Source organism: Priestia iocasae (assembly GCF_016909075.1).
GTDB classification, from domain to species: Bacteria; Bacillota; Bacilli; order Bacillales; family Bacillaceae_H; genus Priestia; species Priestia iocasae.
Genome location: NZ_JAFBFC010000002.1, coordinates 130,262 through 148,321, shown reverse-complemented (window position 1 = coordinate 148,321; position 18,060 = coordinate 130,262). Strand labels below are relative to the sequence as shown.

The window sequence follows — 18,060 nt, the reverse complement described above, 5'->3', positions numbered from 1 at the left end:
TGAAAAGAAAGCATATGAGCGATGGGGAGAGGGGTGAACGGAGAAGAGCTGCTAGAGTGACTAGCGGCTTCTTTTGTACATATTCTTCTTTTATCAATATGTTGAGATTACAGAAGATGAAAAATCCATTGATTTAATAGGCAAAATCACGTATTGGATGGACATAAAAAAAAGATTGTGAGTAGGGAGGGTTCATGGTAAGATTTTAAAGTTGTCTATCTATACTAGAGGAGTGATTTTTGCTTGTTATTTAATTCCTACGTGTTTATCCTCTGTTTTTTACCGATTGTATTGATTAGTTACCGCCTTTTGGTAAGGTTAGAAAATCAGTCGATCGCGAAGCTATTTCTAGTAGGAGCTTCTCTTTATTTTTATAGTTTTTGGAATATTAACTATCTTCCATTAATGATTGCTTCAATTTTTGTAAACTATTTAATTGCATGGGTTATTAATAAAAAAGAGGGTCATCTTTTGAAAAAAACCATGCTCATTTTTGGGGTATCCTTTAACCTTTTCTTGCTTGGATACTACAAATATTACGACTTTTTCATAGAGAATGTGAATGGCCTGTTTCAAACGAACATGCCGTTGCTTCAACTTGCGCTGCCATTAGCCATCAGCTTCTTCACGTTTCAACAAATTGCGTATATTGTTGATACATATCGCGGAGAAACAAATGGCTATACATTTGTGGATTACACCTTGTTTGTAACGTTCTTTCCGCAGTTAATTGCTGGACCGATTGTTCATCATAGTGAAATAATTCCGCAGTTTCATGATAAGAAGAACCGTTTGTTCAATCTTCATCATTTTTCGTCGGGATTGTATATTTTTGCAATAGGGCTTGCGAAGAAAGTGGTGGTGGCAGATACGTTTGCTCTTTATGCAAATGATGGATATCGCAACTTAGAGGCGTTAACCTTTGTCGATAGCTGGGTCACGACGCTAGCTTACACGCTTCAGCTCTATTTTGACTTTAGCGGTTACTGCGACATGGCCATCGGTTTAGCGCTGCTGTTTAATTTTAAATTACCAGTAAACTTTAACTCGCCGTATCGTTCTCTGACTATTCAAGATTTTTGGAGAAGATGGCACATCACATTAGGACGTTTTTTCACGCAATACCTCTACATTCCGCTTGGAGGAAGTCGAAAAGGTCCAATCATTACGTACATGAATTTGTTTTTGATTTTCTTTATTAGTGGTATATGGCATGGAGCCGGTTGGACGTTTGTCGTGTGGGGTGCTCTTCATGGTGTAGCTAGTGTCTTGTATCGCATGTGGAGCAAGTTGCCGTTTCGCTTGCCAAAAGTCGTTGCGTGGGCGGTGACTTTTTTGTTTGTGCATGTAGCATGGGTCTACTTTCGCGCTCCTGATTTGACAGTTGCTAATACGATGATTTATAAGATGTTTGATGTTCGTTCTTTTGATTTGCCACCAGCAGCTGCACGGGTGATGAGTGATGCATTTGGGGTTAATTTTCAACAAGCTACTTATTACTTTGACCTTCAGTTGCTTCTTTACTTGGGAATCGGACTTGGGGTAATTGTGGTCATGAGAAATTCAATTTCGATGTTAAAAGCGTTTACACCATCCGTAAAAGCAGGCGTATTTGTGAGCCTTCTTTTAGTTATTTCGTTCTTTTATTTCACTCGTGTAAGCGAGTTTATTTACTTTAACTTTTGAGGTGTCATCCATGTCTAATAAACGGTTTTTGGCAGCTTTGTTAGGAGCGGGCTTGTCATTAGTTACGCTTGTGTCTCTTATTTTTTACATCATTGATCCGCTTTTTTATTATCGAGAACAAACACTGTATCGTTCTCAATACATCGCAGATGCTAGGTATCAAATGCCTGGCCTTTTGCGAAATAGAGAGTATGAAACAATCATTACAGCCACTTCCATGGGGCGTAACTTTAGAGAAAGTTATGTGGATGAGAAGTTAAATACGACGTCTTTTAATGGTTCGCTTCCCGCTTCTTATGCAAAGGAACAAGCCATGGTTGCTCAGTTTGCATTGCAGGAACAAAAAAAGGTAGGGCACGTTATTTGGGAACTTAATTTCTATTCGTTTGCTGAAGAACCTGATATGGTATTAAAATCATCAACTCCGTTTCCTACTTACATGTATGATCAGTATAAGGTGAATGATATTCGCTATCTATTCAGCTCTTACAACGTGGATATTCTACAAAAGAATTTAGAAGCGAATAAGGTGAGAAATGAACGGAGTCGTGACGTAGAATCACTGTATAAATTTGGAGAAGTTGCCCCACCTGAGACCATTGAACGAATTACAAAATGGTTAGAGGAAACAGGTGAACTTGACGAACTCCCTGAAAATGAACGAAGGGAAGTCATGCTTACATCGTTTCGTGAAAATGTTATTCCATTACTTGAAAAACACCGAGATACAACGTTTACCTTTTTCTATGCACCTTATCCCGTCTATAATCATCGGATGTTTTATGAAAAGCACCCTGATTACTTAGAGGAGCGTTTAGCGTTTAAAAAAGAAGTGTTTCAATTGCTAAGTAAATATGACAATGTACAACTTTACGATTTTCAAGATGATGCAACGGTTACTCACAACATCAAAAACTACATGGGAGATGCGGTTCACTATTACGAGTTCATTAACAATCAGATTATAGATCGAATCGCAACGGAACATCCCATTCGTTCTATGGAAGAATATGAAGAGAAAATCGAAAACCTTCGTAAGCAAGTAATTGATTTTCAGGTGAGTGAATTGTAGGCTGACGCCTCTTCTTATATACAGTCATCTTTTCTTACAGTCAATAACTGAGGGGTATGCTTGATTTTGAATGAAAATCAAGCGCCTTCGTTTGCTGTTAAATGGCCATTTGATTCAATGAAAATCGAGAAGGAAGTGTAGAAAAAATAGGTGTACGTCTTAACTAGTTAGCTTGATTAAGACGTACACCTATTTTTTATGGATTAAAAAGCTAGGAGAAGAGAAAATGAAACGAAAAGATACGGTTGAATTAGAAGTCAGCAAAGTCATGACGCAGTGAGAAGAGGATCATCTAACTCACATATGCATTTTAGACTTCTTCCCTCGTGCTTTCCAAAACACGAGAACCCCTAAAACAAATGGAATGATAAACTGAAACGGAAGATGTAGATAGTAAGGAACTTGTTTTAAGCCGACAAAGAGATGCTCAACAAGGTTCTGACTTCGAAACAACGATAAAAACAGCATAACCGCCACAAATACAATGGGATGCCAAATGCGTCTTTTAATGTGAAAAAGCTGATTGAACGTTACTTGGGCGGCGTAAAGAAAGACGGTTACCTTCACAAATCCACCGCTTAGTAAAAGAAGAGTCGTAAAGATTTCGAGATGTTCAATCAAATCAAGGTATGAGACGAGCTCCATTGCTTTAACAAATGGAAAGAAATAAAACGATGCAAAAGGAGTATGAAGAATGCCGATAATGAGCTCCATGGTCACAATGATAATAAAAGCAGAGATGACAAGAGGGAGCCATACCACTTGTTTCATTTTTTCCCGATCACGAACGGAAGGTAGAAGAACGATGAACGCAACGAGCTCTCCATAAGGAAAGGTAATGCCGGTTGGGAAAATCATGTCACCAAGCTTCTTCCATCCTTGTGTAAAAAGAGGCCCTAAATATTTCAGCTCAAATTCTTCTGAAAAAAAACCAAGTCCCCATAGAATCACGATGAGCAGTAAAAAGAAAAAAACCATCACTTCTGAGCTTCTAGCCACAGCTTCAAAACCAAGCATGAGACAATATACCACCACAAACAAAAAGGAAATCGCAATCACCCATACTGGAGAATTTTGATGAAGAATTTGGCTAATGAAATAAGCAAAGTCAATCGTCACTCTTCCTGCAAGGTAGATGAAATAGAGACTATATAGTACACCGACCCACTTAGCTAAAAAGGAGCCAAACGCCATTTTTAATAAATCCGCGAATCCCTTCCAATCGCTTTTTTGAACAATGAAGATATATCCATAAAACACAATCAACCCAATGACAAGATCGATTAGCATGGCTAGTAGGCTATCTTGCTGGGCAGAAAAATTTAATCCTACCACAATGGTGCTGCCTGTTAAAAACAACAGCATGAGCGTACACAACTGAACGAGTGATACATTCAATTTTTTCATCCATCCATCCCACCTTACTAGCTCGATATTTTGTTTGTGTAACCAATTTTCACAATTTGTACGTTCACATTGGCTTTTACATCCCAATCAGCATGGCTGTTTTCTAACGTACCTTTGTTTTTTTTCCAATAGTGAGGGTGCTCACGATACAGCACATCTTTTAATCCCATAACGTCAGATGGTGATTCAAGCTCTTTCGAGACATAGTTGTTAACGTCCTCTGTGATTTTTGCTTCAATCGTCTTCTCTAATTCCTTGATGGTCTTAGGATCTGATAACTCTTTTTGACAAGTCATGCTGTTAATATTCGCTTCAATGTGAATATCAATGGCAAACGAAAGAGGCTTGACCTTGGATGAAATCGAAGAGCTTGTTTGAATCGTGTCAATCGTAACAAAGCCGTTCGAATCTTCACAGGGTACAGTCATTGATACTTTTTGATTCACATCTTTAATGAGCGAGAGGATATCGCTTTCAGATGCAGAAAGAAAGCGGTGCAGCTTGTCTTTGTGAAACGCTCCCAAGCCTGATAACGAAAGGAGCGAGGAAGGCTTGAATTGTTCAATGTTACGTTTGGTTAGTCCTTCTTCAATCTCACCTCGTATTTCAATATAAGGAATGACAATGTCTAACGTATGTTCTTCAAGTAAACTCTTCACACGTTCCGGTGACGTCAGAACTAACGCGCCCCAATGGCTCTTATATTGTTTCAGCATAGAGGTAACATACAAGCTCGAAAGCTTTTGATCGGGGGTGAACAATTGTAAAAACACATCCGGTGCATATTTTTTTGTGACCACTAATTGAGTGTTGGCAGGAATGCTTGTGTTTCGAATGAGAAAATCACATAAAGGATTCAAGCCTTCTTCTTTTACTACGTTTTCTCCTAATGCGACGACTTGCAGCGTATTCAGATATAGTTTCTTCGAGAGTTTTTTATCAATTTTTTCAATCGCCTCAGGAATGGTACGACCTGATTGAACATACGTATAGCCGCCAATTTCATCCGTTCCTTGCTTTTGATTAGCGGCAGGGTTGAAGACTTGGATGGATACCACATATTTTTCTTCTTTCTTTTCAACGCCTAATGCTGATACGAGTACAATTGAGTCGAATCGATTGGTCTCAAAGTAGCCTAAAAGAGTCGCCGCTACAATGAGGAAAATCAATGAAATGAGTCGAAAGTTAGACAAATTCAAGAGTCATTCTCCTCTTTTTCATTGACTTGATTGGCTGAATCCATCGGCTCTTCTTTATGAAAACGTACTTCCTTGTGTGTGATAGTCGGAATTGGATTTCGGATAAGAGTATCTCGTTGATCCTTAAGTGTAAACGGCGCGAATGGAGCTAAATACGGTACACCAAAGCTACGTAAGTAACATAAATGAACCAATAAAAGCAGCGTTAAAAGCGCAATTCCATATAAGCCAAGTAAAGCACCAATGAGGATGAACGCCACTCTTAAAATGCGAGTCGCATAGCTCATGGTCGCAATGGGGATAATGCTCGATAAAATAAAGGAGACACTTAATACAACCAATGTAATGGGCTGAATAAGCTGTGCTTCAACAGACGACTGCCCAAATACAATCGCGCCGAATAGAGAAATCGTAACGGACACATTTTGAGGTAAGCGATTTGACGCTTCAAGAATCGCTTGAATGAGAAAGTCCACAACGAGTACTTCTAAAAACGTAGGAAACGGAACGGCTTCTCGTTGCGCAACAAATCCAACGAGTAAATTCACAGGCAAAATACCCGCATGAAACGTTGTAAACGCAACAAAGGTACCAGGGATGTACACAGATAGCCAAAACAAAAGGAAGCGTATTCTCCTAATGAGTCGCGAAGCTGGAGCGGGTAGATAATAATCATCAGCTGACTGAAAGAACTGAACCAACACCGCAGGAGCGATTAATGCGTAAGGAGAGCCGTCCACAATGATGCACACTCTTCCTTCTAAAATTTCAGCCGCTACCACATCTGGACGATCCGAGTTAAGCGTTAATGGAAAAATCGATTGTGCTTCTTTTGTGATTGATTCTGCGATATAGTTTGAATCTAAAACCGAATCAAGCGCAACGCTTGCTAGTTTGGCTTTGATTTCGTTTAAAATGTCTGGTTCCACAATGCCTTCTATGTATAAAAGAGAAACAGTCGTATTCGTTAAGTCTCCGTACGTTGTTAACTCATGGCGCAAGTCCGCATTTTTTACCCATTTCCTCACCAAGGCCACGTTGCCACCACGGCTTTCGGTAAATCCAAGGTCAGGGCCTTGTAATGCACGCTGTCCCTTTGGACTCGAAAGCGAACGCTCTTGCCACTTGACGGTGTCCGCTGCAATGATGATCTCTTCTTGGTCAACGACAATAAGGGCAAAGCCTTCTAACAGCTTACCTGGTGCTTGCTTATCCGTTATCTTTTCCACAAGAGCTGTTTCAACCACGCGTTCAATTAACTGATCAATAAATGCGTGATCGAATTTAATGTGCTTATTTAACAGAGGATCCACAATATGGTCTTGAATCGAAGCCGTATCCACAATGCCTTCGATATAAATCATACATGCTGCTTTCTCTTGATCCGACAATCGAAAATAACGTGATTTCACATCTGCACCGTTTCCTAGCTCACGAAGGAGATGACCGACACGCTCTTCTAGCTTTTCATTCGACTTCATAACTTCTCACCTTTTGTTCATTTGGTGCATTTAGTGTGTCCGAAAAGCGAGAAAACATGTAAGCGACGAAGGGGGATTTGTTTGGGGTGGAGGAAGGTTTGTTAAAGCGTAAAAAACGCTCTCGTACCTTTAAAAAGGGTGAGAGCGTTTTTTGGTATGTATTCTTTTTCTTGCTTATTTTGACAATTACGTTCCTTTTATCGTTTTTCCATTCTTATACAATGGTATTGACTGGTAGATAAAAATTACCATAGAATAGAATTTGATATGTGAAAAGATTACTATATTTTTGTTCTATTGAGAGGAAATATACCTAGTTGTGGAGTTGGAAATTCCTCTTGGCAATGACAGTGTTTTATTTGTTAGAGAACTCACAAAGAGATGATTTCTCTGAATGGACAATGACTTTTTTAAGATTTTTATTGAATGAAATCATAGGACACATACATGTCTGTATAAAAAATGAAAGCGAGCATGAAGGTTCTTATGCAAAATGTACCAAAGCTACTTCAACAACTACATAACATTAAAAATATCATACATACTACCTCTTCCCCCTCTCTTATTTATACACTTCAAAAGCTAATTGAAGACGCCGAAGAAAAAATGATGGTTATGATAATGGGGGAATTTAAAGCTGGTAAAACGACTTTTCTAAATGCCTTACTAGGAGAAGAGTTACTAATATCAGATGTCACTCCTGCAACAGCGATCAATACGATTATCAAATACGGAGACACGTATCAATTATATGCAGTTTTTAAAAATGGAACGAAGGAAATACTCGATCACCGTCATTTAAAACTAATATCCACTGAAGGCGATCCTGTTGGTGCACATCTCCGGAAAAAAATCGATTATTTAGTTGTAGAAGCTCCAAAGGAAATTTTAAAGACCATTACCCTCATTGATTCACCTGGGTTGAATGCAGCGAATCAGACGCATACATATGAAACAGAACGGTTTATTTCACGGGCAGATGATGTGATTTGGTTGTTCCGTTACGGTATAGTTGGCCGTTTAACGGAAGAAAGGTCAATTGCCTTAATAAATAAAGAAAGGATTGTGCCGCTAGGTATTATTAACGCTATTGATCTTCATTATGAGCAATCAGATGACGAGCTTGATGACTATTTACAGGAAGAGCGTCACAAACATAAGCATCATCTGCGGAATTTAATAGGTGTATCATCAATGGATGCATTAGAAGCGATGATTGAAAGTGATAAAGAAAAGTGGGAATGGAGTAACTTTGACGAGCTTCATGCCATTTTAGATGGTATAGCAAACGATTCTGTAAAAAAAGAAAATCGCATATTGATGAAAAGCAAAGGTTTCTTTGAGGAGTTATTAACGGAGACGGTAAACCTTTTAGAAAAGGACAATTACGATGAACAAGTACAAGCTTTAAAGCAATTTGTAGAGAAGAATCAGCATGAATTGTTTAAACAAAAAGTCAATACAGTAAACAACATCAACAAACAAGAGCAGGAGATGAAGCAGTGGGATTTATTTTCTGAAAAAGTAACATCATTGTCAACGCTTCAAGATACGTTGAAGAAACAGCAACTAGCTAGAAACAATAGCTCGTTAGTAGACATGATTACGGCGTTAAATTATACGATTCTTTCCTTTAAAAACAAGTCAAAGGACTTTGTTGATTATTCTCTCTATGTAAAAGACTTACATAACGATGCTGTGGGCTCAGGAATGACAAGGGTTAAGCAATTATTTGCAAAAAAGCAGCGTCTAGCTAAAGTAAACCGTGTGCTGTCACTATTAGAAAATAAAAGGGCCGAGTGTCTAGAGTTAGAGCAGCAAATGAAACAGCAGCAAGCTCAAGTACAGGACACGCTCAAGAAAACCATTCCACAAATTCAAAGAGAGATAAATAATCAACGAACTGAATTGTTTAAGCAGGCGAAAGAACATAAGGAAAACATCTTTGAATTAATTGAAGAAGAGCATGAAAGCCAAAAGCAAGCTTTAGCCTTTTTGGAAAAGTACAGCTATATAGATGAACTACAACGGTTAATTAAAAAGCAAGTTATTCCTAATCTTGAATGTTTGGAAAAAGTGGATGGTATTTATTTGGATGTTATTGAAGAAATTCGAGCAACGTTAGATCATCTGTTACAAATCAAAACGGCAAGGGGAGTTATAGACACCTATCATCACAACCGTATTGAATTGCAACAAAATAACATTCACATGTCGTTTTCACCAGAGCTTCCTTACAATGTGAGTGATCAAGTTCCCTTACATATATGTAGTGAATATACCCCAGTTGTACAAGAGATGCCAACGTTTAATACAACGTATCTGCGTCCGTATACGCTAATGACACTAACAGGCTTGTTGCTATTTATGCTCTACCAAAACAACCTGCATCCTAAGGTATTTTTAATGACAGATAGAGTCATAGGCTGGATGAGTGATGTGAAAAATGATGTGGTTTCGAAACTGATGGATGAAGAAAGTAACTACATTGGAACGGCAGAAGTCAAAGTTGAACATTTAAATATAAGAAGTGGTCCAAGCATTGAAGCTGAGAAGGTTGGTATGGCAGTGCTTGGCGATCAGTTTGATGTTTTAGAGAAGGATGAGGGATGGTTTAAAGTTAGTGAGGGTCAATGGATTTCAGGGGAACCAGACTATACAAGCTTTGTACCTTCTAGCAATGTGAATGCACAAGGTGATCGTTACGATGAAACCTTAACATTGAATGCGTATACCGATGATGACATCACTAGTTTTATAACGAATTTTGCGTATGAAAACTTTCAAAATCACTTTCAGTTAGACCGGACATCCTACTTTGCCAATCTTGACGTATATCATACGTTTCTAACATATAGCAATAGTGAAGCGGGCTGCTACTATGAAAATGGGGCAGAAGATTTTGGCGTAGTCGAATTAGAACCGTTAAAACGTGTTAGTGAACGAGAAGCGGTCTACCTAGTAGAAGAACAGTTTTATGATTCAGTGTCAGGTTGGGCATCAAAGGTCTTATATAGTATAGAATACACGGTAACTATTACAGAGAATGGAGAACTTGTCATTTCAAAATTTTCACAAGAATCCAAAGGAGTGTATGGTTTTGATTGGTGCAATTCTCCTCAATAATGAAAGGAGTTTTCGATTTGTCTCAGTTATCTCTATTTCAAGAAAAAAAAGGTCAAGTTATTAAACAATTAATGAGACTTGATAAACTGACAGAGGATATGAACTTACGGTTCCTCAGTAAGCAGTTGACGGATACCATTTTAGCCATTCATCGAGAAGAATTTGAAATCATCGTTGTAGGGGAGTTTTCGAATGGGAAATCTACCTTCGTAAATGCACTTCTTGGCAAAGAAATCTTGCCTGCTTCAGTTAGACCAACTACTGCGATTTTAAATAAAGTCTATTATAACGAGAAGCGGTCTCACAAACTATTTTACCGAAACTCGAAGTTTCCGCCTAAGGAAATAAATGAAGAGTTATTTAAAAAGATTATTGCACCTAGTGAGCCCATTGATGGTGATGAAAACACATTGGTCAACTTGAAAAAATCAGTAGAGTTAATTAAATCGATTGATCATGCTGAAATTGGCTATCCTGTAGAGCTTTGTAAAAATGACATTGTTTTAATAGATAGCCCTGGTACGAATGATTTGGATCCGGATCGGGAGGCCATAACAAATCATTATATTCCTAAAAGCGATGCTGCAATTATCGTATTAAATGCTACTCGTGCATTGTCAGAATCTGAGGTTAGCTTTTTAAGAGATCGAGTGCTTTCAGCTGATATCAATAAGATTTTCTTTGTCATTAACTTTAAAGATTTGCTTCGAAAAGATGGTGACCTTGAAAAGGTTTATCAGTATGTAAAAAAGGAGCTATCAGGAATTGTCGATGATCCGAGACTATTTTTCGTGTCGTCCCGTCATGCTCTCTTGCAACGACGCCTTGCAAATGGAGAAGACCTACCAAAACAGCGAAGACCTCTGCTGCCTTTGGAACAAACTGGCTTTCAAGAGCTTGAACGTGAACTTCTTGACTTTTTGCAATATGAACGTGGTGCTGTGAAGCTAGAGAAACCAATTAACCGAGGACTAAAGGTTTCCAGAGAAATTTTAGATAAACACATCCCGTTTGAGCGGCTATCGTTAAATAATAATATTACGAATCTACAGGAACAATCGCAGCAATTACGTCAACAGCTTGATGATACTAGACGTATCGGTAACGAAACGGCACAAAAAATTCAATGGAAGATTACGCAAGAGGGAAGTAACATTAAGAACTGGTACGAAAAAGAGCTTTATAAGATAGCTGATTCTGCTGAAGCAACGTTACAACATCAATATTATCAGGGCTGTAATGTTGATACTTTGAGGCGTTCAATTGAAAGTACTGCTGCACCATTAGAAAGAAATTTACATGAAGAATTCAAAAAAGAAGTAGAAAAGCGAGTTTCTGATGTTATTCAAGTAGAAAGTCAACAACTAGAGAATGCTTTCTCAGCATTTGACGATCGTTTTGTCACACTGCTATCAGAGTCTTCGTCTGGCTATCATGATGGTATGAACTTTTCAGACATACTAATGAATCACACTGGGAAAATAACGGCTATCATGATTGCAAGCACAATTATCAGTTCATTTTGGTTACTACCAGGTGCATTACTAATTAGCGGATTGTTTGTTATTGGTGGTTTCATATTCGATGGAATTCATGCGGTGTTAAGGTTTATTACCGGACGTGATTATGTGTATGAAAAGCTGAAAAAAGAAATCAATCATCGTTTTAGAGCTAACATTCCAGAAAAGGTAAGACAGTTCAATGGTAAATGGTCAGATGTAGCTATAAAGGTGACTGAACAGTATAAAGAAATCATTAATGAGCAAATCGAAGAAAAAGAAAACCAGCTTATGAGTTTAATTAGAAACAATCAAATGTCCACACAGGAAATTAACACATTACTAGCGAAGCTTGATGAGCAGGAAAAAGAAGTACAAGACATTATGACTCAACTAGAAGGCAGTCATTTAAAAATGACGGTGGGTGTATAGTATGCAAATTGTTACGAACAGCAAGCGTGAGTTGCTTGAACTTGTGAAAGAAGCTAATTTAATAGCTGAAGATTTATCATATAAAATGCATGGTGATTCCTTAGATGTACTGAACAAGGATATGGAAGAAGATGTATTTATGATTGTAACGGTTGGTGAATTTAATAACGGAAAATCAACGTTTCTTAATGCGTTACTAGGCGAGGATGTTTTACCAACAGGTATTACGCCAACAACTGCTACAATTAACGCCATTACATGGGGAGATAAACGTGAATTTCAAGTACATAAAGTAAACAGTAAGGCTGAACAACCAACCAAAAGAATCGAGGATTTAAATCAATTTATTGCTTCTAGTGACTTTAACCCTAAAGAAATCGAGTATCTCAAGATTTTTAATCCATCAGCAGTATTAAAAGATAAAATGGTTCTTGTAGATACGCCAGGTCTAAATGATATCAATACGATTCGTTCGAATGTGACGTATCAATTTATACCAAGAGCAGATGTCATTTTTTTTATCGTCAATATTTCAGCACCGCTACGTAAAACAGAATATACTTTTTTATCAGAAACGTTGTTGAAACAGGGCCTTGATCGAATTATTTTTATTGCTAACTTTATCGATCGAATTGAGGAAGAGGAAGATGAAGTTAACGAAGTATTAATTGATATCCAAAATCGGATAAAGGCGAGTAGTGGTTTAAAGCAGGTCGACGTATTTCCACTATCGGCATACGAGGCGTTAACAGGAAAGCTAGATAATGATGAAGAACTCATACGAATTTCTGGAATTACTGCGATTGAGGAAAGAATGAAGCAGCTATGTCAATCTGGTTCAAGGAGTGAGGAAAAAACGATTCGCTATAAAACTAGATTGATGCATTCATTAAATGAGCTGCTTGAACATATTAGAGAAAAGCAGGTAATTCTGCAAAAAGAAGCAAGTGAATTAAATGGGGATTTAGATCGGCTATTAGAGTGGAAAGGGAAGCAAAAGGACCGTGACCAAATGCTTCATACTTATATTGATAATCGAAAAGCTGAAATAGTCATCATGGTTAGAAAATCGATTGATCATTTGTTTGAACAAGTAAATGACGAGGTAGAAGAAAAAATTCAGTTTTATAATGGAAGTGAAATGAACGAATTTTTAAAGTCACATATTTCTTCGTTTATAAAAAGACGATTGAAGCAATGGATTGAAGGCTATTCTGATAAGATTCATATTTTATTAGGAAAGCTTGAAACAGAAATATCGACCGGTTTGACAAGGTCATTTCAGGAGGAAGTGAAAATTAACAGCTTTAGAGCCTATCACATCTCTAGTGACCAAGATATTCATTTTGAAGATCGCGATACAATGGATCCAATTGTCACTTCAGGCCTTTTAGTAGGTGGGATAAGCTCTTTAGCCATGATCCTTGGAGGACCCATTTTAATTCCGATTATAGGGATGGCTGGATTACCGTTTATTCAAAAGAAATTACTTAAACAGCAATTAGAGACGATAAAGCCAGAGGTCATTTCAGAGGCTCGAAAGCAGTTATATGTTGTAAAACAGTCATTCTCGGAATCAATTGAACGTTATATTCACAATTCAATTGAAAAGATTACACAAGCTACAATGGACGAGTTCAACTACAAATCAAGAAGAGTCGAGCAGAACATTGAATTTGAATTAAAACATAAACGTGAAAATATTCATGCGCAAAATGAACAGAAAAAACAATTACTTCAAGCAGAAACTCGAGTTGGTGATTTAATCAATAAACTTAACTGAATGTTTTCTGTTTTGACGAGCACGTAATAAGAGAAAACTATCTGTAATAAGGAGGAAATTCATATGTTTGACTTTTTAAATGGAAGTAATTCTTTACAGGTTGATACAACGGATCAGCAACAGAATGTTAGTGGGGGACAGTTGGATACGAATAATCAAATGCCTGTATCCGTACATTCTTTTGATCATCCTTTAATGAGTCGAGGGAATGAACATATTTGTCAACATTATGATCCCTTACTTCATGCGAATAAATTTCAAATGGAACGATTAGATCTCCATCATGTAAAGCCGCATTTTGTTGAAGGTTATGTAAAATCAGATGGCACAGTGGTTGATGGATACTTTAGAGATGGAAATGGTCATGGTTATGTAAGGTCAAATCCAGATGGAATTCTAGAGAATAACTTGAACTACGAAGGAGAAAAGTAGGGTTTCGTATAGACAAGCTACAGCAAGTGGCCAATAAATGTGAGGGAAACTGCACAAAATGACACAGCTTCTTCAAATGGATAGTAATGCTAGAATTGTCCACGTAACAATACGTTTTAAAGAGTAAAGGTTCAATGGCTGAGCAGCGTAAGCGTAAAGAAGGCTTTTTTACTCTCATCTATCACAATGAAAGAGACCGTTCTATCATGCACACGGTCTCTTTTTGGTGTCTGAAACGTGGACATGACTTATTTATAGATACGTATGATTTTGGGTATCTTTAAGCTCCGTTAAAGAAACATGTTAAATGATAGTTAACGATGCTTGTTTAGCAAGCCATAAAATCAAAAAGTCGATTTCTTCTTAAGAAATCGACTTTTCGTTCATTACATGAAACTACAACCTATTAACAGCGACTCATTCCTTCAAAGCTTATACCGTTGCAAAGAAATCATAGTGGATTGTAAAAACCGGTTCCTGCTGTGCTACCCTTACATTTCATCGTCAAATGGGCCTGTTTGATCTGAACCAAGAAATTGAGAAGAATTATTACCGCCGTTTTCATAATATGACCACTGAGATTTTGGTGGATAAGGATAACAACAGTGGTAGTAATAGTAGCAGCAGTGGTAATAGTACGGATAGCAACGGTGACATTTCTTTTTCGGTCTATAATACATACAAAACACCTCCTTTGCTTGTAATCTACTATATGTATATTCAAATCTAGTAATCGTGCTTGTACGTAAATACTAGTTTTGTAAAAAGAAGTGATAAAATTTTATTTAACGATAAGTGTTTATTAAGCTTTAAAGTCAAAAAATCGATCTCTTTTTAAGAAATCGACTTTTCATTCATCTAATTAAGAACTACTAATTTCTTCAAAGTTTGTTCCGTTGCATAGAAATAATTTACCTTGACCTGGATCATAAAAAACGGTTCCTGCTGTACTACTATCACAAGTGAAATTACCAGTAGGAAATTTTATGAAATTACCATTGACTGTTAAATTGCCGTTTAATGTACCTGATTGATCGGAACGAAGAAATTGAGAAGAACTAAGACCATTAAGGAGAGCAGCGTCTTGACAAAACGAACAATCAGTTTTAGATGAACAACGAGGACAACAATAGTAGCAGTTGCAATAGCAGCCACCACAACAATGCCTTTTCTTTTTCACTCTATAGTACAAACAAACACCTCCTTTGATTTGAATCTACTATATGTATATTCAAATCTAGTAATTGTGCTTGTATGTAAACACTAGTTTTGTAAATAGAAGTGATGAAATATGGATGTAGAATTAAAACGGACGAAACGTATTTTATCATTGTGAAATGTCTCAAAAAGATAGAAGGAAGCCTGGGGCGTAGAAAATCTATCAATTGGTTTTTATGAGGGTAGCTAGAAAAAAGTGGTTGTCAAATAGAATGTAATCGATTACAATTTCGTTAGGGGAAAATCTGTTTGAAGGGATCGTATGTGACGATGGTTAAGATTGTCGATGTTGCAAAGAAGGCTAATGTTTCAACAGCTACTGTTTCAAGAGTATTAACGAACTCTAGTGCAGTAAAGAAGGATACCGCAGAAAAAGTGCTTGCAGCAATTGAGGCTCTCAATTATCAGCCAAACCTATTGGCTAGACAGCTTAGACGAATGGAGACAAAGACCATTCTCGTCGTTGTTCCAGATATCACAAATACCTTTTTCTCAAAAGTTCTTCGAGGAATCGAATTTGTTGCCAACCAAAGCGGCTATCAAGTGCTGTTAGGAGATTCTTTGAACGATTCGAAGAAAGAAAGTGATTATTTACATCTTTTACGACAACGAAAAGCAGACGGAATGATTTTGCTGACAGCCAGACTTTCTGAAAAAGAAATTGAAGAGATTGCTTTGGAGTTTCCAGTTGTACTGGCTTGCGAGTATACACCTGGATTGAATGTTCCTACCGTTTCGATTGACAATGTTCAAAGTGCGAAAAAAGCGACCGATTACCTCGTCAGCTTAGGCTATAAACGAATAGGCTTTATTTCAGGACCTTTTGATGTGGTGCTAGGGCGTGATCGCCTAGAAGGATTTCGTCAATCCATGATAGAAAACAAGCTTGGTGAAAAGGATTTGCTTGTTCAAGAAGGGGATTTTACATTCGAGAGTGGTTACGCAGCTATGGGGACATTTTTAGACATGCAGGAGCCACCTGAGGCCATCTTTGCAGCTAATGATGAAATGGCGATTGGAGCGATTAAAGCTATTCATTCAAAAGGGCTAAAGGTGCCAAATGATATCTCGGTTGTAGGGTTTGACGATATCGCATTTGCTTCGATTTTTGAACCGTCTCTAACGACGATTGCACAGCCTTCTTTTGAAATGGGGGAGACCGCCATGAAGCTGTTAATCAAACAATTAAATAAAGAAGAAATTGAAAAGAAACAGTACATTCTCGAAGATAAGTTAATTATTAGAGAGACAAGTAGAAAATGCTGAGCTACAGCATTTTTAATCAAAATGTAATCGATTACATATAAGTTCAGTAACTCTATTTTTTTATTCAATAAATGTAATCGATTACATTAAGGAGGTGATGATTGCGACAACATAAGGGGATAGCAGGAGTTAAAAAGGTACAAAGAATGCTAACGTTCTTTTACCGTACTTGATTTTTTACGATAAAAAAGGGGTGTTTAAAGAATGAAAAACCGTTCGTTTGTTGTTCCAAGGCTGTCTGTGATGATGTTTTTAGAATTCTTTGTGCAAGGAAGCTGGTATGTGACGGCTGGACTTGTGTTAACTCAGTATGGGCTATCAAGTATCATTGGGATGTTCTTTTCAATGGGGGCGATTGCAGCGATTATTTCTCCGTTTTTCATGGGAATGATTGTTGATCGTTTCTTTCCATCAGAGAAGGTGCTAGCGTCTCTACATATTATCGGAGCAGGATTTTTGCTGCTGATGCCATCTCAGATTACGTCTGGAAATGGTGTCGCTCTTTTATGGATTCTGTTTTTGTATATGCTTTGCTTTATGCCAACACTTGCCTTAACAAACAATGTGGCCTTTCAAAACATTGAAAACGGAGAAAAGAGTTTTCCCACGATTCGGGTATTTGGAACAATCGGGTGGATTGTAGCTGGTTTATTTATTGGGCAGCTTGGGTTTTCAAATAGTACGATCATCTTTCAAATCGGTGCGGGTGCTTCACTTTTATTAGGACTGTACAGCCTGACACTTCCTCATACGCCAGCCCCTGATAAAGGAAAGCCTTTATCGATGAGAGATGTACTTGCGTTAGATGCACTTGCGATGATGAAAGACCGAAATTACTTAGTGTTTATCCTTTGTTCGATGCTTATTTGCATTCCCTTAGCAGCGTATTATTCGTTTGCCGCACCGTTTCTAGGCGCAACGGGTGTGGAAAATGTAGCGGGTGTCATGACAATTGGCCAAATGTCAGAGATCTTTTTTATGATGCTAATTCCGTTTTTCTTTAGACGTCTTGGTGTCAAGTGGATGCTTTTAGTCGGGATGGGCGCATGGACGCTCCGTTACGTCTTGTTTGGATTAGGTGCACCGACTGATTTGTTTTCACTCTTACTGCTTGGCATTGCGTTGCATGGGATTTGCTATGACTTCTTCTTCGTGACCGGTTCGATTTACGTAGAGAAAAAAGCAAACGTGAAGATAAAAGGACAAGCTCAAAGCATGCTCGTGTTTTTCACCCAAGGGATTGGTATGTATGTAGGCGCACTTGTATCAGGACAATTATTCAATTCAACGGTAACAGGGAAAGGACAAGAAGTGTTAGAGCAATGGCAAACCTTCTGGTTGATTCCTGCTGCCTTTGCCTTTCTTGTCGGTGTCATCTTCCTCGTGCTATTTAAAAATGAATCGACAACATTACCAATAAATACAGGAAAAGAGGATGCCACGTACAAAGCGTAAATAA

The 18,060-nt window shown here is 37.8% G+C and carries 14 protein-coding genes; 9 read left to right on the top strand and 5 right to left on the bottom strand.

Annotated elements, in window-relative coordinates; all coding sequences use genetic code 11:
• Positions 1-243: 243 nt before the first annotated feature.
• Complete coding sequence (locus JOC83_RS05875; protein WP_205185225.1) at positions 244-1,686, top strand: MBOAT family O-acyltransferase; 1,443 nt, start codon at positions 244-246, stop codon at positions 1,684-1,686.
• A 10-nt stretch (positions 1,687-1,696) separates the two neighbouring features.
• Positions 1,697-2,758 carry a hypothetical protein gene (locus JOC83_RS05870; protein WP_205185221.1) on the top strand — a complete coding sequence of 354 codons (1,062 nt, stop codon included), beginning with the start codon at positions 1,697-1,699 and terminating at the stop codon, positions 2,756-2,758.
• A 297-nt stretch (positions 2,759-3,055) separates the two neighbouring features.
• Here JOC83_RS05870 and JOC83_RS05865 read toward each other — a convergent pair whose 3' ends face one another.
• The 3 genes from JOC83_RS05865 to JOC83_RS05855 are packed head-to-tail and all read right to left on the bottom strand — an operon-like array spanning position 3,056 to position 6,845.
• Complete coding sequence (locus JOC83_RS05865) at positions 3,056-4,165, bottom strand: GerAB/ArcD/ProY family transporter (RefSeq protein WP_205185218.1); 1,110 nt, start codon at positions 4,163-4,165, stop codon at positions 3,056-3,058.
• A 17-nt stretch (positions 4,166-4,182) separates the two neighbouring features.
• Positions 4,183-5,364 (bottom strand): Ger(x)C family spore germination protein, encoded by a 1,182-nt coding sequence (locus tag JOC83_RS05860; RefSeq protein WP_205185215.1) that lies wholly within the window; start codon positions 5,362-5,364, stop codon positions 4,183-4,185.
• The gene (locus JOC83_RS05855) at positions 5,361-6,845 is read right to left on the bottom strand and encodes a spore germination protein (RefSeq protein WP_205185212.1); all 1,485 of its coding nucleotides are present in this window, start codon (positions 6,843-6,845) and stop codon (positions 5,361-5,363) included. The genes JOC83_RS05860 and JOC83_RS05855 overlap by 4 nt, the downstream gene beginning before the upstream one ends.
• Positions 6,846-7,331: 486 nt before the next feature.
• Here JOC83_RS05855 and JOC83_RS05850 point away from each other — a divergent pair, with 486 nt between their 5' ends.
• The 5 genes from JOC83_RS05850 to JOC83_RS05830 all read left to right on the top strand — a co-directional run bounded on the left by JOC83_RS05850 (position 7,332) and on the right by JOC83_RS05830 (position 14,401).
• A complete protein-coding gene (locus JOC83_RS05850) occupies positions 7,332-9,971 on the top strand; it encodes a dynamin family protein (RefSeq protein WP_205185210.1) in 2,640 nt (879 codons plus the stop codon).
• A 17-nt stretch (positions 9,972-9,988) separates the two neighbouring features.
• Positions 9,989-11,902, top strand: a complete 1,914-nt coding sequence (locus JOC83_RS05845) for a dynamin family protein (RefSeq protein WP_205185208.1) — start codon at positions 9,989-9,991, stop codon at positions 11,900-11,902.
• A 1-nt stretch (position 11,903) separates the two neighbouring features.
• Positions 11,904-13,685: a dynamin family protein gene (locus JOC83_RS05840; RefSeq protein WP_205185206.1), complete on the top strand. Its 1,782-nt coding sequence runs from the start codon at positions 11,904-11,906 to the stop codon at positions 13,683-13,685.
• 63 nt (positions 13,686-13,748) lie between these two features.
• Positions 13,749-14,117, top strand: coding sequence for a DUF3892 domain-containing protein (locus JOC83_RS05835; RefSeq protein WP_205185204.1), 369 nt, complete (start codon positions 13,749-13,751; stop codon positions 14,115-14,117).
• A 134-nt stretch (positions 14,118-14,251) separates the two neighbouring features.
• Positions 14,252-14,401: a hypothetical protein gene (locus JOC83_RS05830; RefSeq protein ID WP_205185202.1), complete on the top strand. Its 150-nt coding sequence runs from the start codon at positions 14,252-14,254 to the stop codon at positions 14,399-14,401.
• Positions 14,402-14,608: 207 nt separating this feature from the next.
• On the opposite strand, the gene JOC83_RS05825 is transcribed toward JOC83_RS05830, so the two are convergent.
• Positions 14,609-14,797, bottom strand: a complete 189-nt coding sequence (locus tag JOC83_RS05825; RefSeq protein WP_205185200.1) for a hypothetical protein — start codon at positions 14,795-14,797, stop codon at positions 14,609-14,611.
• Positions 14,798-14,979: 182 nt separating this feature from the next.
• Complete coding sequence (locus JOC83_RS05820) at positions 14,980-15,309, bottom strand: hypothetical protein (protein WP_205185197.1); 330 nt, start codon at positions 15,307-15,309, stop codon at positions 14,980-14,982.
• Positions 15,310-15,605: 296 nt separating this feature from the next.
• On the opposite strand from JOC83_RS05820, the gene JOC83_RS05815 reads away from it, so the two are divergent.
• The gene (locus JOC83_RS05815; protein ID WP_205186024.1) at positions 15,606-16,601 is read left to right on the top strand and encodes a LacI family DNA-binding transcriptional regulator; all 996 of its coding nucleotides are present in this window, start codon (positions 15,606-15,608) and stop codon (positions 16,599-16,601) included.
• 204 nt (positions 16,602-16,805) lie between these two features.
• A complete protein-coding gene (locus JOC83_RS05810) occupies positions 16,806-18,056 on the top strand; it encodes an MFS transporter (RefSeq protein ID WP_205185194.1) in 1,251 nt (416 codons plus the stop codon).
• Positions 18,057-18,060 lie beyond the last annotated feature (4 nt).